The 21,887-nt window shown below is 35.6% G+C and carries 17 protein-coding genes; 9 read left to right on the top strand and 8 right to left on the bottom strand.

Annotation, left to right across the window (positions count from 1 at the left end; all coding sequences use genetic code 11):
• The first annotated feature begins 177 nt into the window (after positions 1–177).
• The 4 genes from ABFC98_02510 to brxL all read left to right on the top strand — a co-directional run bounded on the left by ABFC98_02510 (position 178) and on the right by brxL (position 9,851).
• Positions 178–2,559, top strand: a complete 2,382-nt coding sequence (locus ABFC98_02510) for a phosphoadenosine phosphosulfate reductase family protein (GenBank protein MEN6444901.1) — start codon at positions 178–180, stop codon at positions 2,557–2,559.
• 19 nt (positions 2,560–2,578) lie between these two features.
• A complete protein-coding gene (locus ABFC98_02505; GenBank protein ID MEN6444900.1) occupies positions 2,579–6,004 on the top strand; it encodes a hypothetical protein in 3,426 nt (1,141 codons plus the stop codon).
• A gap of 71 nt (positions 6,005–6,075) precedes the next feature.
• Complete coding sequence (gene pglZ, locus ABFC98_02500) at positions 6,076–8,406, top strand: BREX-4 system phosphatase PglZ (GenBank protein ID MEN6444899.1); 2,331 nt, start codon at positions 6,076–6,078, stop codon at positions 8,404–8,406.
• Positions 8,403–9,851: a BREX system Lon protease-like protein BrxL gene (gene brxL / locus ABFC98_02495; GenBank protein ID MEN6444898.1), complete on the top strand. Its 1,449-nt coding sequence runs from the start codon at positions 8,403–8,405 to the stop codon at positions 9,849–9,851. Before pglZ ends, brxL begins: the two co-directional genes overlap by 4 nt.
• Positions 9,852–9,975: 124 nt before the next feature.
• Here brxL and ABFC98_02490 read toward each other — a convergent pair whose 3' ends face one another.
• The 5 genes from ABFC98_02490 to ABFC98_02470 form a co-directional block, all read right to left on the bottom strand.
• Positions 9,976–10,635 carry a winged helix-turn-helix domain-containing protein gene (locus tag ABFC98_02490; protein ID MEN6444897.1) on the bottom strand — a complete coding sequence of 220 codons (660 nt, stop codon included), beginning with the start codon at positions 10,633–10,635 and terminating at the stop codon, positions 9,976–9,978.
• The gene (locus ABFC98_02485) at positions 10,619–10,810 is read right to left on the bottom strand and encodes a hypothetical protein (protein ID MEN6444896.1); all 192 of its coding nucleotides are present in this window, start codon (positions 10,808–10,810) and stop codon (positions 10,619–10,621) included. Before ABFC98_02485 ends, ABFC98_02490 begins: the two co-directional genes overlap by 17 nt.
• A 306-nt stretch (positions 10,811–11,116) precedes the next feature.
• Positions 11,117–11,293 carry a hypothetical protein gene (locus tag ABFC98_02480; GenBank protein ID MEN6444895.1) on the bottom strand — a complete coding sequence of 59 codons (177 nt, stop codon included), beginning with the start codon at positions 11,291–11,293 and terminating at the stop codon, positions 11,117–11,119.
• Between the two features lie 147 nt (positions 11,294–11,440).
• On the bottom strand, positions 11,441–12,214 hold the full coding sequence (locus ABFC98_02475) for a TdeIII family type II restriction endonuclease (GenBank protein ID MEN6444894.1): 774 nt from the start codon (positions 12,212–12,214) through the stop codon (positions 11,441–11,443).
• Between the two features lie 47 nt (positions 12,215–12,261).
• The gene (locus tag ABFC98_02470; protein ID MEN6444893.1) at positions 12,262–13,854 is read right to left on the bottom strand and encodes a DNA methyltransferase; all 1,593 of its coding nucleotides are present in this window, start codon (positions 13,852–13,854) and stop codon (positions 12,262–12,264) included.
• Between the two features lie 360 nt (positions 13,855–14,214).
• Here ABFC98_02470 and ABFC98_02465 point away from each other — a divergent pair, with 360 nt between their 5' ends.
• The 4 genes from ABFC98_02465 to ABFC98_02450 are packed head-to-tail and all read left to right on the top strand — an operon-like array spanning position 14,215 to position 17,874.
• Positions 14,215–15,810, top strand: a complete 1,596-nt coding sequence (locus tag ABFC98_02465; GenBank protein MEN6444892.1) for a hypothetical protein — start codon at positions 14,215–14,217, stop codon at positions 15,808–15,810.
• Between the two features lies 1 nt (position 15,811).
• Positions 15,812–16,603, top strand: a complete 792-nt coding sequence (locus tag ABFC98_02460; GenBank protein MEN6444891.1) for a threonine/serine exporter family protein — start codon at positions 15,812–15,814, stop codon at positions 16,601–16,603.
• The gene (locus ABFC98_02455; GenBank protein MEN6444890.1) at positions 16,603–17,055 is read left to right on the top strand and encodes a threonine/serine exporter family protein; all 453 of its coding nucleotides are present in this window, start codon (positions 16,603–16,605) and stop codon (positions 17,053–17,055) included. Before ABFC98_02460 ends, ABFC98_02455 begins: the two co-directional genes overlap by 1 nt.
• Positions 17,056–17,067: 12 nt before the next feature.
• Positions 17,068–17,874 carry a phosphohydrolase gene (locus tag ABFC98_02450; GenBank protein ID MEN6444889.1) on the top strand — a complete coding sequence of 269 codons (807 nt, stop codon included), beginning with the start codon at positions 17,068–17,070 and terminating at the stop codon, positions 17,872–17,874.
• A gap of 220 nt (positions 17,875–18,094) precedes the next feature.
• On the opposite strand, the gene ABFC98_02445 is transcribed toward ABFC98_02450, so the two are convergent.
• The 3 genes from ABFC98_02445 to ABFC98_02435 form a co-directional block, all read right to left on the bottom strand.
• Positions 18,095–18,457 carry a T9SS type A sorting domain-containing protein gene (locus ABFC98_02445; protein ID MEN6444888.1) on the bottom strand — a complete coding sequence of 121 codons (363 nt, stop codon included), beginning with the start codon at positions 18,455–18,457 and terminating at the stop codon, positions 18,095–18,097.
• 211 nt (positions 18,458–18,668) lie between these two features.
• Entirely contained in the window at positions 18,669–19,715 is a 1,047-nt protein-coding gene (locus ABFC98_02440) for a hypothetical protein (protein ID MEN6444887.1), read from the bottom strand.
• 9 nt (positions 19,716–19,724) lie between these two features.
• Positions 19,725–19,904: a hypothetical protein gene (locus tag ABFC98_02435; GenBank protein MEN6444886.1), complete on the bottom strand. Its 180-nt coding sequence runs from the start codon at positions 19,902–19,904 to the stop codon at positions 19,725–19,727.
• 639 nt (positions 19,905–20,543) lie between these two features.
• On the opposite strand from ABFC98_02435, the gene ABFC98_02430 reads away from it, so the two are divergent.
• Positions 20,544–21,887, top strand: a 1,344-nt coding sequence (locus ABFC98_02430; GenBank protein MEN6444885.1) for a hypothetical protein, incomplete at its 3' end; no start/stop codon positions are given.

The raw sequence follows: 21,887 nt of genomic DNA, 5'->3' as shown, positions 1-21,887 counted from the left end.
AATTGTTCAATGGTCCTTTGAATTTATTATCCCCACAAACAAAGACATAATTTATCAGAATATATTTATCTGCATCTAATGAAAATGGGGTTATAATGAATTCCAGGGAAATATCTATCCAATTTTAATTGACAATTTACATCGTGTTTAATATTTAGTTAGTAAGGAGAAATATTAGTGTTCAAAATAGCTTGGGACAAAAGTAATAATGGGGTAATTCTTAGCGATGATATTCCTGAGGATAAAGTAATTCAAGCACCAAGACCAGTGTTTTATGAAGAACTTGATTTACTTGGTTTTGACAAGCATTGGATATACCCTAAGAGTATAGAACCTCTATTATGGGCAGTGGGAAGATCATATTACTACATGGGTGTTGAAGTTGCTCAATTGAAAGGAGGTGATATTTATTCTCTACCTATACCTGAGATTTTCTATCCAACGATTAACGAACCAAAAAATAAATTAATACCTATAGATATTGAAAAATTGGTGTCGGAAAATTCAAAATCTCTTAAAAGCTTGGAAAACCAATCAATAGATTTTATTCAGCGCACATATAAACAATTCTATAAAGATGTGGATATTGTAGCAGTATCATACAGTGGTGGTAAGGACTCTCAAGTAGTTTTGGATTTAGTAGTTAAAACTTTGTCTATTAAGGAGTTCCAAGTCATTTTTACTGATACAACAATGGAATATCCATTTACTTATGAGAATATCATTGAAACACAAGAGTTTTACAAACGAAATCATCCAGAATTCATTATCCATAATGCTCATCCATACCGAGATTCAATCGAGGATTGGAAGATATTCGGACCACCGAGTAGGATTCACAGATGGTGCTGTTCGGTTGATAAAACTGCACCCTTTTCAAGGTTGTTAAATAGCTTCGTAAATCAAACAAATAAGAAGGTTCCAAGATCGTTAGTATTTGTGGGTGTTAGAAAAGACGAGAGTGTTAACAGAGCAAAATACTCAAGAATTGCGCGAGGTGTCAAACATATTAATCAGATTAATGCTGGTGTCATACATGATTGGAATACAACAGAAGTTTTTCTTTACATTCTTCAAAATAAACTACCATTCAACAAAGGGTACAGAAAAGGTTTAAGTAGAGTAGGCTGTATGGTATGTCCATTCAATACATCATGGACAGAAGCTCTAAGTGGGCATTTAAAAATACCCGAATTTAGTCAGTATCTTAATATCATTGAAGATCATGTTAGAATGCTTGGCATTCAAGATGATAACAAACTAAAAAAGTATATTTCCGAACAGCAATGGATGAAAAGAGGAGGAGGCGAAGGAGTTGATCAAAAAGGTACAAGTGTTACATTTACAGAGATAGGCAACAATCTTATCGTATTAGTACAGAAACCGAGAGAGAACATCCTGGAATATATGAAGATATTAGGTAACTTGCACACAGTATTAATGGATAATGGTATAAAAGGTGAAGTTCTATTTAGAGGAATATCGATACAGTTTTATTGTATTGAGAAAAATGGATCGATCAGAATAGAGTTTCCCAACATTAACAATTTGCTCGAAGCAAAAAGAGCTATAAAGAAAGTCATTCAGAAAGCTGCATATTGTTCAAATTGTGGTGTATGCGAACTTGAATGCACACATAGTGCACTTATCACATATCCTAAAGTACAAGTTTTACAAAACTGCAAGCATTGCTTAGCTTGTCTGAATGTAAGTAGTAAAGGATGTTTAGTGGCTGACTCTTTAACCATATCAACAGGAGGAAAGAAGATGTCTAAAGAGCTTGATGGATTCGGTAAATATCAAGATTTCGGAATGAGGGAGCATTGGTTATCCTCATTTTTACAAAACCCCGATTATTATTTTACTGAGGCAAATGGATTGGGTCCCAATCAGATTCTGAGTTTTAAAGCATGGTTAAGAGATTGTGAGTTGCTGCAAGATAACAATGTAACAGAGTTAACAAAAATTTTTGTTCAATATTATAAAAACCATTTTGAAATAGTAATGCAGATATGCTTGATTAACCTATCTTTCAACTCACCAGTTTTTTTATGGACTGTAAAAAATCTAACATGGGGCAGTCATAATACCGTTAAGGACATACTGGATCAAATTACTAATCAATATGAGGTTAATCTAACTCGAAAAATTGATAGTGGAGTTAAATCTCTATTCAATACTATAGAGTGCTTTGATATAGCAAAAGAATTCGGTATTATGCATATAGCTGGAAATAAAAATAATAGAACTTTAGTAAAAACAGGTAGCGATAACATACATCCAATAGCAATATTGTATTGTTTGTACAAATTACGAGAGGCAACAGGCAAATCTGCTTACACAATTAACGAGCTATATGATAGGAACGATTTGATAACACCAAATAAAGTATTTGGTATATCGCGAACTTCATTCATAAACATTGTGAAATCTTTACACAATACAATACACCATCTTATAAGAGTAGATATAGTCGCAGATCTGGACAATGTTTTTATTAGTGAAGGATTGGATTCTATCAACATTCTGGTCGACCCTCAGGTACTTGAATTAATGTAGATAAGGAGTTTAATTTATTATGCTAATCTCAGAATTAGTTTCATTACAAAAATCATTTGTTCCTGCCGTAGATTTGGAGAATGAACAAGAATCTTATTGGGAAAGGTTTATTCCGATTGATAGCTTTAATATAATACTTAAAGCGCTTATAAAGTCAATACAGAGTAATGATATCCATGAAAGACAATCCATTTGGGTTCAGGGTAGGTACGGAACTGGAAAATCACATGCGGCTATTACTATTAAACACTTGCTTTCTGACAGTCCAGAAAATACTCAGAATTACTGCACTAATGTCATAACCGATGGTGAACTAAGGGCACTCTTAAAGACAATTCGTAGTAAGCATAGGATATTACCGGTTTTATTAAAGGGTACAAGTAATATCTTTGATTTACGCTCGTTTAATCTTGCTATTGAAAAAGCAGTAATAAAAGCACTTAAGGATAACAACATAGTAATATCAACAAAGAGTGATTTTGCAAAGCATATTGAATATTTAAACACAATGCAACCTAATAACGGATGGGATAGTTTTATTCAAAGTAATATTGACCTGCATCAGTATGTAGCTAATCAAAAGAACTTGGAATTAAAACTACAGCAGGAAGATGTTCAAGTTTTACGGGCTTTTGAAAATGCACTTTCTTCAAGTCAAGTAATGATTTCTCATACTAACATTTCACAATGGTTGCAAGAGGTTATCAAGGAAGTTAGAAATACTACTGATTATACTGAACTACTCATATTTTGGGACGAAGCGACTCACCTCCTCGAGTTAGTTAATAGCGATCATTATGTAAAAGAACTTCAAGGAATTGCTGATTTAGCAGCCAGCAATGGAATATATCTTTATATGATAAGCCACCGGAATATCGAGCAACTCAGATCTAACATTTCAAACGATGTGCTACAGACAGTTATGGGACGATTTAAGCAATTAAATTATGAGATGTCATCAATAACGACATATCAGATTCTAAGTGCATCAATCTGTAAAAATCGCAACTCAGAATATAATAACATTACTGACTCATTCAAGGAAATATACGATAGTTTAGTTAAAATTATCGCTGACCAAACTTTTGATAGTAAGGCCTCAGAACAGTTAATAGAATTATGGCCTTTTCATCCATATACTGTATTTCTATGTTCTTACATTGTGGAGAATATTGGTTCTACCGAGAGAAGCGTATTTAAGTATCTATATGATGATAAAAAAGGTTTTAAGGGATATATAGAAAATCAAGAAGCAACTGTTGCTTCAGTTATAACAGCCGATCACTTATGGGAGTATTTTGTAGATGATTTTCTTAATAATGAGTCCAGCAATTATATATCTGTATTAACTCAGTGGGATCTTCATAAAGACGCTGTAACAAAAGCTGGTGATGTGTATCTAAAAGTGTTTGAAGGTATATTGTTATTAAATGCATTACATAAATCATCCCTGTATCTTCATCAAGATAAAAGTCTTACAGCACCAAATCTGAAAAATATACAGAATATGTTCAGTGGAACTAATATAGAAAATGAGATTGATAGTGTGTTAGAATTTTTGGAAAAAAATCAAATCATATATAAAAATCCCAACGGATTGTTATTGATTTCTAATATGAGTATCTCTCCTTCAGAATTAGAAGGGTATAGAGTCCAAATGGAAGAATATTATAAGAAGAATGATAGTATAATTCTTACGATATTAGATAATAAATTGTCAAGTATAACATCACAAATCAATATACGAACCTATAGGCCAGTTGAAGTTGTATTCTTAGACGCAAAATATAGCCCTAACAATATTAGAAGTAAGGTTTGGGGAAAGGGCTCATTTTCTATGATGCATAGTATTCATATTGTTTTCTTTATCTCTGAAAGCGGTGCATACCAGAAGTCAATTGAGAATACTATTGAGAACTTACTTCAAGAAGAAAGTGCACATAATATTGTTTTTGTAATTCTTGATAAGTTGTTTGATGATAGGTCAATTGATAAGTATATTGAAATAAAAGCAAGAGAGGAAGCTGCAAGAGTCCATAATTATAAAGATGATCAAGCAGCATTTAAAAGAAACGCTGATGATATTGTAGATAAATGGATTCAAGAAGTTCGTAATAGCTATTTGACAGTACATTATATTCTACCAGGCAAAGGATTGGAAAAATACCAAGTTTTACTATCAGCTTTCGGACAAGAGATTAATGATAGAATTGCTCCGGTTATTTTTTATAAAGGATTTGATATTCTGTCCCAAAAAACTACCCAATCTATTTGGGAACCCAAAAATGCAAAGCAAGCTGCCTCAAATTTTCTTGCCTCTCCTACCCTAAGTGCTGTTTTAGAAAAGTGCACTGGAGGATATGGATCTCTTAAAGTAATTGTTCAATCCAAAAATGACCAATATATTGTAGATGAAAACTTAAATCTGCTAAATAATTTCGAAACTCACCCGACAAGCTATGTAAGCTCGTCAATTGAAAAAACATTATCTTCGTTGCAAGATACCACTTCATTCGAGTTAGCAGAAGTTATTAGTTTTTTAAGAGAGCCACCTTATGGATACTACGGTAATACGCTTACATACGCGCTTTTAGGGTTTGTTTTGCGTAAGTTTGCTGGGGTATTTTATGAGGTTGGCAAGGGAGTTCCAATTGATTCAGCAAGAATGCTTGAAGTCATAGAAAGAATATTCAAATACTGGAAATCTAATAGTCCACAATCCCTCTGCTTTCCTATAAGGATTGGATCTCCAGAAGAAAACAAACTCTGTTCTAAACTAATGGACATATTTGAGTTAGAATCGGTTAGGGGCATCCAAGATACCAGGTGGAAAATACGAGAGTGGATAAACAAAATTGGTTATCCAATCTGGATATATAAGACATCTAAGCCAATGATCGAAAATATAATTGAGAAATTAGCTGGTTTTGTCCAAAGTACAGATGTCGATATTACAAATAGATATATAGTTACACTATTAAAAGATCTTGAAGCATTCTCATTCGAAATCAAAGAAGCCATACAGCAAGATGCTGGCGAACTTTTTAAAAATTGGATCATTTCAATTTATCCAAATTTCCTTGATTCTGAAATGGACAATATTTGGAATCATATAAAGCAAAAAATGCCAGAAAATGTGGATGTATATAGTTGGAATGAAGATAAGGTAAAAAATGCAGTATTAGAGTATTATCGTGATGCGCATAACAAAGTTGGAGAAGATAAAAACGATAAACCTAACATTAATATTGAGGGAGATAATAATAGTGGAGATACAGGAGATAATACTAATAGGCAAAGTGCGACAATTAGTAATTCTCAAAAATATAAAGCGATTCAAATTGTTCGAGACAAACAAAGTGATTTTATCGAGATAATGACTGCTATATTTGAGAGGTATCCAGATACAATAACATATATAATTGAAAAGTATAGAGAAAGTTGATCATGTCCAATATATTAGAATTCGACAACATTGAGAAGTTGGAAGTTGCCTTGAATGAGGATTTACATAATATGATATCAACTACATTAAATAGGTTTCCCGTACGTTTTATTCTTGTACCAACTTTCAATGAACTAAGACAACTCGTAAATTATTTCATTAGCAACAGGATTCCTCTTGTAAAAATAGAAAGTTTACTTCCTCATAAAGATGGATGGCCTTCAGTAGATATAATCATAAATTCTGTGAAAAATATCTCAGAAACCACAGCTCTTATCCCTCTATCTGAGGTGTTGAGATTTTCAAAGAAAGATGAATTTAATAATGTCCTGAATAGTATTGCTCAACAGATGTCACAAGATTCATATAGGATATTTGTACCAATAGTTGGTTTATCCCAAAGATTTAAAACTCAATTTTATAATACTTTTAGCAGAAAATCAAACTGGCCAGATGTGTATCTTCTATGTGATAAAACCACCAAACACATTGTTGTTAAGCATCTACCCATTCAAATGTTACCCCAGAATAATAAACTTATAGCTAATAAAACCATTATAACATCTACTTCTGATTGGTTTAAGCTTTGGTGTAATCCTGTCACAAGTAGCGTTTACTGTACTTCAGCTCTTCTCTTTCATAAATCTATTGAATTTCAACCGGATGAATATATAGACAAACGTGATGTTGTATCTTTTACTGAAGTAATCAAAGAAATATACGATATTGATGTAACTTTAGCTTTTAAGGATGAAGAATCTGAATATGTAGAACTTATGATTGATTATCTAAACGACAAAGGGTTGTTTAATGTTACGGAACAAGCATTATACAGTATGATCTTAAATGTCAGTAATGAATTTGATCTTGATGATGAAAAAGTAGTCAACCTGCTAATTAGTAGTGGCTATGAGCAAGAGAAACTAAAAACTTGGTTAATAACAAAGCTTGTTATTGAAGATTATGTTAAAGTTGGGCAATACTTAAAAAATGTAATATCCAAAATCAAGATCGGTTTTAATTTAACGGAATTCATTGATGAACTATGGTTTAACATATTTAAATGGGATATCCCAAGGACATTAGATTTAGCCGACCGTTTACAGATCATTAACTTTATTTACAAACATTATGCTATGATTCCATTGCCAGATGAAAATAGATTAAAATTATACTTAGATACCGTTCTATCCTCAGAAATGCAATTGCAAACTAAATTAAAGTACTTCACTTGCGTAACCAACACAGAAAAAGAACAATTAGTCAAGATTTATTCAGACATTTCTGCAAAAGATGAGCAAATGTTCTGGGACACAATTCAACCCGTATACCCCGATTTTTATACTTATGCAAAATGGGATTATATAAACCAAGAGGAGGAATGGATTGCAAATTACTTTAAAGCTTATGTAATTAGTAAAGCAAGAAATGTGAAGAGTGATATTTTATCAGAAATTCTTAGTAAAGTATCAAAAGACCATGAATCATTCTGGACTTGGTATCATGAGCTATTTTCACGAAGACCAGCTATTTCTGGTAGTCAAATTGTTTGGATTGATGGTTTAGGTATAGAATGGCTACCTGTTTTTCTCAAATCACTTCTAACTATTGGTAAAACTTATGGTTATATTGTTGATGAAGTTATTGTAGCGAGTTGTAACTTACCAAGTACTACTAATAATAATAGATATGAGCATGCAGAGAAAATAGATCTTTTAGACCAATACATCCATAATCAATGTCCTTATAAGTACCCTCAAGATTTAGTAAGAGAAATTAATCTGGTTAATGATATTGCAAAGAGTATTTTCCAACTTGGAAAAGATGATGAGTTTTGGATTGTTTCAGATCATGGTTTTACTTTCCTGTCACAAAAAAAATTTGGCATAGCTAAGAAATACAACATTAAGAATGCTGAACATGATGGTCGGTATTTTATATCTGATAGCTTGTATACAGAGGATAGAGAGTTATTATCAATTACTGATGAAAATGGAGTTAATATTGTTATGTCACTAACTCACAATTCGTTGCTCAATGTTCCATGCCGTGAAGTGCATGGTGGTTGTACTCCAGAAGAAATAATAATACCGTTTATCAGGATGAAAAAGCAAATGAATTCAGGAAAATATGATGTTAGGCTGATTTCTACAAAAGTAACGGTAAAGAATCCAATAATCAGCTTTGTCATAAATCCAACACCAAAGACAGTATCTTTAAAAATAGAGCTGCAATCTAAGTGTGTGATTGTTCCTGTGAAGTGTACAAATGGACAGTGGCAATCAGACATAAGAGAATATTTTAAACCCGGTGATTACAATTTAAAATTAGAAATAGATTCCGAAATTTATGAATTTTCTATTCAAATAGTAGGCGGAATGAAGGAAAGAGATTTGATATGAAACACATACTCGATAGTAAAATTAGGTCAGCATTTCCTGCTGAGTCAGTTTTTAAAACTCCTGATAGGTACAGCGTTTTTTCAGGAAAGATTTTACCTTCATTTATAAAAGATTGGTTGATTGCCAAATATTCCGATAGCTACGGAAACCTTGATACTCAGTCAATTAGTGATTTTCTTAAAGAACACATACCTGATAAAAATAGTAACATAAAGAGTAGATTAAGAGTTAATAAAGAGGAATTAGTACTATTGTCGCGACTCCTAATTGAGACCGATATTAAAAACAATTTACTAAGATTTGCCATACCAGATATGGGGATAAAGATCACTGAGGGACTAATTCCAGATTACCTTGCAAAGAAACATTCAGAATTGAAAGATGGTGAAGTATGGGGTGTAATTACAATTATCTACAAACCACCTATTGATAAAGTTCAAGGGCACATTGAATTGATTGACTTTAAAGCTTTCAATCCATATGATGTTGATGTTGATTATTTCATAGAAGCTCGTAAAGAGTTTTCGATAAGCGAATGGGTTGACCTTATAATTAGATCCATGGAGTATAATCCAGATTATATAAATCCTGATGATCTGTCACAAAGTTTCACTTTTGCAAGAAAGCTACTTTTCTTGAGTAGGTTGATAATGCATGTCGAACCAAATATCAATATGATAGAACTTGCTCCGAAAGGAACAGGCAAATCATATGTATTTGGCAATTTAAGTAAGTATGGGTGGCTTGTTAGTGGGGGAGTAGTATCACGAGCTAAACTTCTATATGATATGCAAAGAAAAACACCTGGACTGCTGAAGTTATACGATTTTGTTGCTCTTGATGAGATCGAAACTATAAAGTTTACTGACGAAAATGAGATTCAAGGTGCATTAAAGAATTACTTAGAGTCAGGTACATATACAGTTGGTGATTATAGAGGAGTGTCTAATTCAGGGTTGATTTTATTAGGAAATATACAACTTAATGAGTATTATAGACCAATGAACAATTCGTATTTTTCTGGATTACCAATGATCTTTAAATCATCCGCCTTACTTGATAGATTCCATGGTTTTATTGAGGGATGGGATTTAGTTAGAATAACAGAAGATATAAAAGTTAGGGGACAAACTCTAAATGTAGAGTATTTCTCCGAAATTCTACATAAACTTCGAGAAATTGGTGATTACACAATGATTGTGGATGAAATGCTTGATATTCCTAAAAATGCAGACACCAGGGATGTAAAAGCTGTTATCAAACTTACAACTGCCTATCTAAAACTTCTCTTCCCTCATGTAAAATCCAAGGAAGATGTATCAAAAGAAGATTTTCATAAATATTGCCTTACACCAGCAATATACAAAAGATCAGTAATTCGAAAGCAGTTATCTATGATAGATCCTGAATATAAAGAGCAGATGCCTATTATATCTATTAAATAAATAACAACAATGAAGCCCTTTGTGTGACACGGTCTTTATGCATATATTAGAATTAAGATAACCCTACTTTCTTTTTCTACTATTCTGTGAAACATTATCGGAAGTATATACGATATTATTTTGCTTAGAGCTCTTCCATTATTTTTTGGTAATTTTCTGATAACTCCCAAATCCCTCGAGGTGAATCATTTTTTAATATTCCTTTTTTTACCATATCCAATCTTACCCAATCAACCTGATGGTGCCATGTAACCTGTCCAGAACTATCTATTTCGTAATCTTCAGAGTTTAGCACATTTGCAAGAACATCTTCAAGCTTATTGTGAATTTCTCGAATATACCCCGAGTTTCCCATTTCTTCCAATACTTGAACGATAGCTTTGATCAGAGTATTTTTAGGGGTTAATCTACCCCTTCTAATTGGAGAACCTTCATCTGATGTTAGTTTTCTTCCTTTGGGTTTTAGGGCTCCATTCAGTTTATATTTGTTACACAGGTCGGTTAGACCATTGATTAGTATGTTATAATTGGACTGAGTTTGATTGCTATCATTGGATTTTGCCAAAAGAGAGGACTTCAAATTGCGTAACTCATCAGGAACTGAAATGCCTGTGTTTTCTAACCGATCGATGGTCTTAGATACCTCTACAAGTTGCTTTTTAGCTTCAGTATTACTCAAGTTATTGTTAATTTCATAATAACTCTTTAGAATTTCTTCAATAATGTCAAGCAAGACATTAGGGTTACTGGCTAAATACTCAACAATATTATTCCTTTCCAGCATAAGAGCAATCCTTTTGTTTGATAATTTCTTCAAGTGTGTCGTAAACTCCAAATCTCTTGTCTTTAGGATAATATTCTTGAACGGTGCACAAGAGTTTAGGCAAGTTTTTAACATCTACACTATACTCTCTACACAAGTTCTGCAGAATGTTTTGATCATCGTTGTTAATTTTCATTTTATGCCTCTCTAATTGTTTTATCCTTTAATTTAACCGCCCATTTCATAAGTTTTATAGAATCAAGATTGAGTATATATGCTGCTTTATCCATCTCATTTCTCATTTGGTATATCAGGTATAAAGATATCCATTAAGTTATCATTGGATATAGCGCTTGAATATCCTTTTAATAATATTCTATCAGCCATTCCTACCACCTGCTTTGAGTATATAACATTAAAGTTATCCTGATTTAAGTAAATTCGGATCTTTATTAAATCCTAATTTATCTATAAATCATTTTTACACATACCATAATATCTGTCAATCTATTTCTGCTCTATAATTGGGTGTTAAAGGCAAAAAGCATCCGTTCTTATTATAGTTTCCTATTGGCTGCATATATTTGTTAGCCAAAATTGGAGGAATGACAGGAATGGTCTTATTGGTATTCAATTCTGACTGGAAGATTTGTTCAGGATTTTGATTATTTCTCCCCATTAGCCAAAAGTCATTGCGATAATGTCCTTGCTCTTAATTGTTCAATGGTCTTCTCATAGTGTATTAGTTTCAATAGCATTCTATTTCATATAGATTTAGGAAAGATATACTTACAAGAACTAATCAAATAGAAAAGTCATCACTCATTTAGTCACTCAGCTCAAATCTTGCGAAATACTTGTCGATCTCAGGTCTCAGTTCAATACCAACTCGTTCAAACACATCCAAAAGAGCTTCGTAAGCACCATTTCCGCCAACGAAATCCCAAAACTCTTTGGCTACTTTCAGTTCATGATCCATGTCCAGCATTCCGCGCATTGTCCATCTGTCATAAGGTTTTGGCTCATACGGATTGTAGGGGATGGCAATAAGAGTTTGAATGTCAGCATCAGGATTAACTGCAAGAGCGGCAGCAACCCATTCTAACAAGGTTCGTTTGAATTCTTTAAATCCACCTGCATTTGGCTTGGCTGTTTTTAGGTCTATCAGGTAGGTTGTACCAGTATTGGATACAAGCTTCAAATCAACCTGCGTGAGCTTTACATTCTGCATTGTTCCCGAAGTGCATACTTTGCGAATTGCGTCAATTTCATCCGGTTTATTAGGGCTTTTAACGGCTGTTGATAAGTTAGCCATTATATCCTGAATAACCCTTTGAGCATCAGAAGAAATCGTGTTACCGGCAACTCGTTGAGATTCTGCAATAGCGAAATTATCCATCGCAAGAGCTTTAGCAGCGGGTTCAAAAATACTTGTGCCAAAATTTGTATTCAGTGAATGGATAAATGAGTAAAGTGCAAGCCGGTCTTTTCCCAACAACCGCGTATGAAACGGCATAGATGATGGTTCGGGCTTGTAATTCTGAAACTTCTGTCGTAAGCATCTTTTTAACACTGATGCTATAGAGTCCTCGTTAAACATAAATACCACTTATCTCTTTCTTAAATGTAGCGATTAGTAATTTCATATTATGATATCTCTTTTAAATGGAATATAATCTCCGAATACGCACCTTTATCTTTCTCGGTGCGGTTCAGCACAGGACGTTTATATTGATTTACTATCTTCATTCCAGCGTTTGCTGCTATTCTTGGGTACATATTGTATTTGTCATTAGCCACCAAAAACACATCATAGTCCTCTGCCAGGTATTTCTTGCAATTTATCAGAACTTCACTTATGCCCTGGATATAGCTTTCTTTTGCTTCTCGTCCTTGCCCCTTGAAGAGTGGACCTATCTCAAGCTCATCATTTCTTGGAAAGCCAAATAGCTCATATGCATAGGCATGCTGTTCGTGATAGTCAATCATACCTACATAGGGCGGAGACGAGAATATCCCCTTGATCTTTTTTTGACTTATAAGTTCTGCTAAATGAGGATTCGATCTCTGAACTTCCGAAGCTATATCAATAGTCCTGCTATCGCCCACCAAGCATAACTGCTCTGTATTTGTCCTCAGCTTATTAAACTGATGCAATCTGTTGATAGTATCCCTCGTGTAGGTTGACCACCATTTCAGGATAGAAAAGATCGGTTTGCATATTTTACCATGTTTTGAGCAATAGTAGGTAGCATAGACGGGCTCGATCAATGTTGCCAAATCTGAATGTGTGGTAGCTCTACAGCTCCGGGTAGTTCTGCTGAGGATTATACTGATGATGTTCTTGGTGTCTGGATTAGCTATATTTTGTATCTCTTCATATACAAATTGAATCTCTTGCCTAACATGTTGCGAATACCATTTATCCAAGAAAGAATTGCTGTTATCTTGCTTCAAGCGAATGTGATATGCTTCTACCAATTTCTGAAACTCAACGGCAAATTCAGCTTCTTTTTCTGCCCCATAGATAGCTTCTTGCACTAATCCTCGCCTTAAATTGTATTTATATTCTGGAACAGGGAAGTATTTGTTATTGAAAGCTTGTAATTTAGCTAACAGCTGTTGTTCAAATTCCAATACGCGAGAATTTCTGAGATAAGCATTCAATTCATAAGTTATTCTGCGAATCTCTTTCTGAACATCCTCAAGATTATACATAGTAACCTTGGAGTTACCAATCATAGTGTTAAAAGAGGATACATCAATTCCGATGGCATTCAAGCCAAGCTCATTAGCTTGAACTAAGGTAGTTCCACTTCCAGAAAATGGGTCAAGAACTATATCACCTTTTTGAAAGAATATCTGGGTTTTGAACATATCGGTATGGCTATCTAAAAAATACTCGACCAACTGCGGGATAAACTTACCCTTGTATGGGTGCAATCTATGGACATGCTTTGTGGTTTCTGCTTCTTTGTATTGGTCAAAGGATAGTGCCCAGTTTAAGTCATTTCCCAGTTCTTTTTTCCAGCTGGACTCCCTCGTATTTGTATGTTGCTGGTAATATTGCTTTAATTCGCTTAGCGATATGAGCACATTACCATAAAGACCGTATCTTTTAATCCGCCCATACTGTATCAGATAGCTGATATTAGAGGGCGTAACATTTTTGGAGAGTAATTCGGTGGCATATTTGCTTGCTTCAGAAAGATTTATTAGATCTACTGGATCTGAACGCATCGTGCCTCCAACATTAACATTAGATGCCATATTTTTTCTCTTTGCTATTTATCCTTATAGATTATTGTTTCTCGTTATACTTTGTTCTGGGTCTAATCTCGGATATACAAAACCATAGGTATCTTTCTAAGCCGTTGGCAAATCTGTCAATACTTTTTTCTCATTTTAATGGGTGAGTAAAGGCAAAAAGCATCTGCTCTTATTATTCTTTCCTGTCAGCTGCATATATTTGTTAGCCAAAATGGGAGGGATAACAAGAATGGTCTTAGTGGCATTCAATAATCTGATATAGTATGGCTCGCATAAAAATGATTGACAGCAGCAGTAATTTATTTAAATTGAGATTGTAAGGATGAAATAATGCAAAAAAATGTGAAAGAAGCGCTGTTACTGGATAAACTATTTTCTCTGCTGGAAATTAGCGGCGAAATTATGGAAACCGTTAAACACCAAAGGTTAAATAAAAAACACTATACTTGGGAAGAACTGAACACCCAAAACCGAAACACGGAAAATTTGCTGCGTGCCATAACGGACAATAAAGCACTGGAAGCAAGATGGGAAGATATTTTTTACCAACTTCCCGTTTTACCGCTAAAACACCTAAAAACTACCCAGCGCCTGGAAATAAATGAACTTTTTGAGCTAAAGTCCTTTCTTTTTTACTACTTGCAATTAAGCGAAGGGCTGAAACACAATAAACTGGAACGGCAGCATACTTTGCCAGATATGCAAAAATTGTTTGCTTTACTTGATCCCGAAGGAAGTAACCTGCCTACTTTTCGGATTTATCCTGCCTATTCTTCCTGTTTGCAAAAGCTAAATCAAAAGCAATTGATGATAGCCAATCGCTTGAAAGAAGAGCGATTTCAGCTTTTGGAAAAAGCCCGCAAAAAACTGAATCTTCCCTCTTTGAAAGAAGAATTCACTCTTTCCCGAAACCGCAAAGAACTGCTGGAAACCATTCTAAAATCAGGATATTTCATTGTTGTCTCAGAAGGGATGGCAAATTATAATTTCCGCTTAGCCGATTCCAAAACAACTTCCGAATTGAAAGCTGAACTGCATCAACTTTCCATTGAACTTACCGAAGAAGAAAACCGGATTTTAAACCAGCTCACGGCTCAAATCCAAAAGGACTTTAACGCTCTTGAACAAGCATATAACGGTGCCGGTGAATATGCCTGGGATTTTTGTTTGGCAAAATTCGCTCTCCATTACCATTGCTGTCTTCCAACTTTAACGACTTCTTTTGAAGGCATTTATCTTGAGCAAGCGGTCAATTTACCGCTCAAACTATTTCTGGACACACTTTCTCGCCATTATCAGCCCCTCAATATTAAGCTAAACAATAAAAATAACTTAATCACCGGTCCCAATATGGGAGGAAAAAGTAGCGCTTTGATAACTATCGGTCAGCTTTGCACTCTTGCCTCATTGGGAATACCTTTGCCTGCTAAAAAAGCCAAACTTCCGGTTTACGATGAGGTATATTATAATCATAACACCGATGAAAATAGCGAGACATTAAGTTCTTTTGCCCGGGAAGTGGTTTCGCTATCTACAATGTTACAAAATAAAGGCAATAATTGTATTTTGCTGGATGAATTCGCCAAAGGCACCAATCCGGAAGAAGGAGAGGCAATTTGTGTAGCTGCTCTTAAGTATTTAATCAACAGTGAACATACATTAATTTCTGCCACTCATTTCAGCGCTCCCACAGAACTTTCCGGCTTAGCTCATTTTTGTATTAAAGGCATTGATGAACCCAGTTTTAAACGGCTGGAACAAATGACGGACTGTAACTTAGAAACTCGCCTTGCTCTGCTTTCTGAAGCAATGGATTATTCTCTGATGCCTGTTTCTCAAAAAACAGCTCCTCCTAAATGTGCCATTCGGATTGCCAGAATTTTGGGTCTGCCGGAAGAAATTTTAGCAATGCTGCCAAAGGATTAATATGCCAAAAGTTAGCCCCCAACAAGTTCTTGATTTATCTTTGGAAGTCGGACGCATCATTTTGCAAAGCGGAGGAAACACAAACCGCGTTGAACTGATGATGAAAAAGACCTGCAACTGTTTTGGTTATCCAAACACCGAATCGTATGTAACTCCAACCGGCATTTTCATCAGCATTAAAGATGAAGCGGGCAATATTTTCACCAGTATTAAAAGAATAGATAACAGACGCATAGACCTGGGAAAAATCACTCGCATCAGTAGAATGGTAAATTGTCTGCAGCAAAAACCCGATTCAGACCCAGATTACCAAAAACAGCTATCTGATTTTGCCGCCGAACTGAAAAAAATTGATACTGAAAATCCTTGGCCCTCTTGGCTGAAAGACATTTGCGGAGGTGGCACCAGCGGATTTTTCTGTTTGCTTTTTGGCGGTTCTTGGGCTGAGTTTGCCGTAGCTTTTTTCATAGGCGTCCTCGTAACCTTCGGCTTAAAATATCTGGAAAAATTGGCATTTAACAACTTTTTGCTCAATGCCATCGCGGCAGCTCTGATTGTTTTGCTGGCAAAGACATTAGATATTTTCGTGCCTTCCATTCGTTTGGATAATATCATCATTGGCGGCATTATGTTACTTGTTCCCGGCTTATCAATCACCAATGCCATACGCGATACAATGAGTGGAGATCTTGTCGCCGGAACAGCCAGAGCGGTTGAAGCCCTTTTTATCACAGTGGGAATTGTAGCTGGAAGTGCCACAATGCTTAAAATTTGGTCTCTTTGGGGGTATTGATGCGTCCTTTTGATACTTTAACTCTAATGCAATTTATTTGGGCTTTTTTAGCAATTTTGGGCTTTTCCATTCGCTCCAACCTGAAAGGGATAAAAATAATTTTTACGGCTCTAAGCGGAGGACTTTGTTGGTTTTTCTATTTAGTTACATTATATTATAGTGAATCAGTTTTATTTTCCGTGTTCATTGCCATTTTGTTGGTATGTATTTATTCTGAAATTCTGGCGCCGCGGTTAAAAACACCGGTTTCCGTTTTTGTCACCTGTGCCATCATTCCTTTGGTTCCTGGGCGCGGTCTTTTTAATTCTATGCAATTATACATTGCAGGAGACAATCTACAGGCATCCAAAACTATTTTACAAACTCTGCTTATTGCGGGAACCATTTCCATAGCCATTGCAGTTGTGTCTTCGGTAACTAACTTAATTAACAAACTTATGAACAGATTTTAGGAGTAAAAACAAATGTATAAATCGGTTAAACAGCAGCAATTAGAACAGCGAATCATAAAATTGCTTTCCGGTAAAGCACTGAAAACGGCGGAATGGCTTTTTGCCAATCCTGAACTGCAAGCGGCTCAAGAATATGCCAATATCGTCTCTATTAAGCGTTTGGGCTATAATGATCACGGTCCTGTCCATATGCGAAAAGCAACCTTGAATGCCATTAAAATGTTCAAATTACTCAAACAGACAGACATCAAAATGAATCTGGAAAAGGAAGAAGTGGGCACCGCGGATGATTCACTGACGGCTGTTATTTTGGCTTCCATTTTACACGATTTGGGAATGGCTATAGCTCGCGAGTCACATGAATTGCTTTCCATTCAACTTGCCCTGCCTTATATAGACAGCGTTTTGAACACCCTTCATTCAGAAGATGAAATTATGATTAAAACCGCTATCCGCTCTCTTGCCATTGAAGGAATTTTTGGCCACATGGCAAATCATATAATTCATTCTTTGGAAGCCGGATTAGTTTTAATTGGCGATGGAAGCGATATGGAAAAAGGCAGAGCCAGAATACCTACAATGCTTTCTTCCAAAGCCCGCGTAGGAGACATTCATCGCACTTCCGCTTCGGCAATCCAGAAAGTGAAGATTTTTCAAGGACAGGAAAAACCCATCAACATAACCGTAGAAATGAATGCCTCCGTTGGATTTTTCCAAGTGGAAGAGGTCTTCTTTCCCAAAATTAATATCAGTCCTGTGAAGCCCTATATTGAACTTTATGCAGGAGTTACAGATAGAGAAATGCTTCGGTATTTGTAGGTTTTGCGCCAGGAAAATAGCAGGAATTTGGGAAACCCATATCAAAATCCCATTAATGCAACAAAATTTTTTATTATGTCTCAACTCTTCCGTCGGATGTTTGTAGATGGTTATAGAATGATGTGCGGGTTCATTGATTATATATAGGAATAGTTAATAATGGGATCCATCGCGGCCAATACAAGAATTGAATAAAAGCACTTATTTTCTTTTTCCCTCCTTATTTCAAGGTCAGTTTCGTTGATGAACTTTGTCCGAGTAATATGTTTACCTTTGCGAAACATACACCGCTTGCCAATTTGTTTTGCATTGTATCTCTTCCATCCCAATGGAATACTCCTAAACCACTTACTTCTGCCTGTAGAACTTTCTGCCCCCGCAGGTTATAGATAGTTAGCTTAGATACATCATATTTTTTAGGAATATTGTAGAAGATATCAAACCCTTGTTGAGACGGATTGGGATATACATTTAAGTTGATTTTATTTACTTCCGTAGTAGTTTCATCCTCATTTGCTGTTGAACCAAAGTGGGTTCCATTGATGATACAACCAACTAAATATGTGTATGATTCGTCAGTCATTAACGATACAGATCCAAATCCACATATCCATCTCATTGAGTAAACAAAGGATCCCCCGGCACCAACATATAGGTAATCCCTGTCCTGACTAATTTGCCCATAGATATTTGTCCATCCAGAGCTATCATAATATCAGGCATCAAGACCCGTGGGTCCATACTTAAAGCATAATAGACCACAGGAAAATCTTAAGCATCTTCATTTTTCAACCTCACTTGACTTCTATATCTGCATAGAAATACACTATAGAGCCATCCCATGTGGGAGCAATATATATATACTCAGATATGGATAGGTTACTATTATTCTGTAATATTACTAAGTCTTCACCAGTATCCATATTGTACGAATGAAGCTTTTCGGGATATCCTGGGTTGATATAATAAACTATGTTGGCACTTTTGCACATTCTACCCAGGAATTGATATGAATACAAATCCTTAATTGGGATACTGGTTCCAATATTACTATTTTTGTCATAGATGCGGATAAAATAGTTATTATACGTAGGATTTGATTTATGGGTAATATAACGTTGATCTTGTGATATAGAGAACATTGTGTAAGGAGAACTGCTTCCCCCTTGAGCGTCAACTACGCTTCTATCGCTCCCGTCAAGCCTAGAGCGGAATAATCCAGCTTTTTCATAGTAAACATAGTTCTCTGTCTCAGAATAGCTAGGATTGACTGATACAGTGTCAGGACAAGGAATAATGTCGGACTCACCTGTACTCAGATTCATCCAATATATATATTCTGTTGCCTTGCTAGGCTCTCCATATCCTTTTGATGAGTATGTGATATAATTCCCCAGGTCAGATACAATCGGGTTTCTAAGCGTCCTAATGCTTTCTGTTGTAAGTTGCCGGGATTGCATAGTATTCAGATCAAGTTCATGGATGTTCTTGTCTCTTGAGGCAAAATAGAGCTTGCTACCATCCGGAGATTGTGACAATCTAGCAGGTTGTTGTTGGAGGGTGTAGATATTGTCTGTGATGCTTACCGGTCGGATCGTATCCGTCTCCGAAATCCACAACTTTTCCCCATAGAAGATGATCCGATTGTCTTTGGTCATATAGATATCCACAAGCCCCGGAGTATTAAAAGGGGATTTCATGATCTTCCTAAATCCTGTCCCATCGGCATTGACGCTGCAAAGCCAGGATTCAGGAAGTAGATAAATCGGTTCGGTAAACCAACAAGATACCAATATAAGAGCCAGACCTATTAACACAGCTAAGTATAAATATCTTTTCATTTCTTCCTCCTATCTATCTGATCTTTGGAATTCTTGGATTTGGTACTTACTTTGTTTCACCAGTCCTGCGTTACCTTCAAAAACTTCAGGATTATCTAAATACACAGCCATTAGCTTGGCTGGCAATAGCTTTGGCACCGATTCCGAGAAATCTTTGGGTATGACGATCCACAATCTTGTACTGGACATATCCATCTTTTAACTCCTAACTATTTAGGCAAAATTATACTTTTTTATTATCATGCAGATTGTCAAGCGCTTATTTTCTTCAGTTCAGATTCCCCCATTTTTAAAACAGGGTAGTATAAGTCGTTGTAACTCAACCCATTTCCCTTTATATTTATTGATGTAGGAATTTGTTACATAGCTAAAACAATCGGACACCACATTAGAGATAGAGAAAAGCTAAAAGGGATCAAAGCCCAAAGGTAATTTACTATAACGCTTGTTGGGCATTGCCCTTTTTTTTATCTTGTTCAGTGTCATATCCAAATCTGCTCCGAAATCCTCATCTTTCCGTCTATTCCTACCCTCAATCTTCTGCCATAATTGCCGGATGATTTAGCGACATTGACAAGAATATCCTAATTGCTTGTCCCATAGTAAATTCTCTAACAACCCAGTAACACTTCCGTAACACTGCAGTTGTCTCGTTACTTGATTGTTACGGATCTGTTACTGGGTTATAAGTGTAATCTGTGTGCAGTGATCTGCTTCGGCGTAGCCGATAGATAGTTTTTATTTTCTTTGGGAAAAATATCTATCTAATGGTTCATTTCTTGCATAAATATATATCTCATTATAAAAGATAATAAAAGGGAGGATAAAATGAAACGCTTGTTTTCCTTATGTTTATTCATCATAATTGCTTTCGCTATTGGGGCAGAAGAAATTCCAGTGCGAAAATCCAACTATCTGGAAATATCAACTTTTCATTTCCCCTGTGCAGATGGCACGGATATTATTTTTTGGGATGATTCCCTTAATGGGGATTCGGATATCTTCGCTCAAAAAATCAGTAGCAATGGAATATGTTTATGGAATGAAAATATCTGCGTGGTTGACGAACCGGGAGATCAGTTCATTGTAGATATGGTTGCCACTTCCGATCACAATTGCATTATTCTTTGGCAGGATAATTATCAAACCTCCTCTTCCAATTATTTTATGCAAAAAATAACTTCCAGCGGACAATGTTTATGGAATTCCAGTGGCATCCCTCTGATAGATGAAAGCTTTTGGATAGAACCAATTAAACTTGTTGCCGATAACGCAGGAGGAGCTCATATTGTCTATTCCAAAGAATGGTACTTGAATCATTATTTATATCGGCAAAAGATAGATACTTTTGGCAACTTGCTTTTCCCTTTTGCGAATACCATAATTTATACGGACACTATGTTTGTGGCATTGAAGAATGCCGTAAGTGATGATGCTGGAGGTGTAATTGTGGCAATGAGTAAAAATGAACATCCCCTTGATCCCCAAAAAACTTACCTAATCCATCTTTCCGCGGATGGCAATATAACTGGTAATATTCCTATGGTGATGGACGCAGGGCTAAATACTGACAATTATAACATCCTAAAAAGTATTGGTAATCAAATAATCCTGTGGGGAACATATTACTCTTCCAATAATACTTGCACCTCTTTCCGCAAAATGGATACGGAGGGTAATCTGCTAAGTGAACTGCCAACCAGTTTTCAGTTTCCGAGTTATTTGACTGATGGACATTATCCTCCCGCGGCAACCCCAGAGGGAGGTATAATCTTTGCATGGGAAGAAACAAGCTCTAATTTGCTTAAAATCCAAAAATACAATTCAGACCTGCTGCCCGTTTGGCAGGAAGGGGGTGTTAATGTTGGCACTCTTGAGGGGGATGAAATCACCTTTCAGCTCTGGGCAAAAAATGAAGGAAGCGTTTTAGTTAGCTGGTCTATATTATTTGGATCAATTACCCAAGAACTTATCTATAATGCTCAATTGATCAATCCGCAGGGATTAAGATGCTGGGGTGATAATGGTATGATAATAGGAAATTCTGCCTATTTTATGTCCTATGCTTCTTCAGTAAATGCCGATCACAACATATTTGTCTGGTATGAAAACGATTACACTCTAATGGGGGTAAAACACAGAGTAATAAACAATGCTGGAATTGATTTATTG

This window comes from Candidatus Cloacimonas sp. (assembly GCA_039680785.1).
Classification (GTDB): domain Bacteria; phylum Cloacimonadota; class Cloacimonadia; order Cloacimonadales; family Cloacimonadaceae; genus Cloacimonas.
This window is presented reverse-complemented; position numbering and strand designations above follow the sequence as displayed.

Excerpts from the sequence above, each read along its gene's own strand:
- ABFC98_02505 (MEN6444900.1), top strand. The coding sequence starts at position 2,579 with ATGCTAATCTCAGAATTAGTTTCATTACAAAAATCATTTGTTCCTGCC.
- pglZ (MEN6444899.1), top strand. The coding sequence starts at position 6,076 with ATGATATCAACTACATTAAATAGGTTTCCCGTACGTTTTATTCTTGTA.
- brxL (MEN6444898.1), top strand. The coding sequence starts at position 8,403 with ATGAAACACATACTCGATAGTAAAATTAGGTCAGCATTTCCTGCTGAG.
- ABFC98_02490 (MEN6444897.1), bottom strand. The coding sequence starts at position 10,635 with ATGCTGGAAAGGAATAATATTGTTGAGTATTTAGCCAGTAACCCTAAT.
- ABFC98_02485 (MEN6444896.1), bottom strand. The coding sequence starts at position 10,810 with ATGAAAATTAACAACGATGATCAAAACATTCTGCAGAACTTGTGTAGA.
- ABFC98_02480 (MEN6444895.1), bottom strand. The coding sequence starts at position 11,293 with ATGGGGAGAAATAATCAAAATCCTGAACAAATCTTCCAGTCAGAATTG.
- ABFC98_02475 (MEN6444894.1), bottom strand. The coding sequence starts at position 12,214 with ATGTTTAACGAGGACTCTATAGCATCAGTGTTAAAAAGATGCTTACGA.
- ABFC98_02470 (MEN6444893.1), bottom strand. The coding sequence starts at position 13,854 with ATGCGTTCAGATCCAGTAGATCTAATAAATCTTTCTGAAGCAAGCAAA.
- ABFC98_02465 (MEN6444892.1), top strand. The coding sequence starts at position 14,215 with ATGCAAAAAAATGTGAAAGAAGCGCTGTTACTGGATAAACTATTTTCT.
- ABFC98_02460 (MEN6444891.1), top strand. The coding sequence starts at position 15,812 with ATGCCAAAAGTTAGCCCCCAACAAGTTCTTGATTTATCTTTGGAAGTC.
- ABFC98_02455 (MEN6444890.1), top strand. The coding sequence starts at position 16,603 with ATGCGTCCTTTTGATACTTTAACTCTAATGCAATTTATTTGGGCTTTT.
- ABFC98_02450 (MEN6444889.1), top strand. The coding sequence starts at position 17,068 with ATGTATAAATCGGTTAAACAGCAGCAATTAGAACAGCGAATCATAAAA.
- ABFC98_02445 (MEN6444888.1), bottom strand. The coding sequence starts at position 18,457 with ATGACTGACGAATCATACACATATTTAGTTGGTTGTATCATCAATGGA.
- ABFC98_02440 (MEN6444887.1), bottom strand. The coding sequence starts at position 19,715 with ATGAAAAGATATTTATACTTAGCTGTGTTAATAGGTCTGGCTCTTATA.
- ABFC98_02435 (MEN6444886.1), bottom strand. The coding sequence starts at position 19,904 with ATGTCCAGTACAAGATTGTGGATCGTCATACCCAAAGATTTCTCGGAA.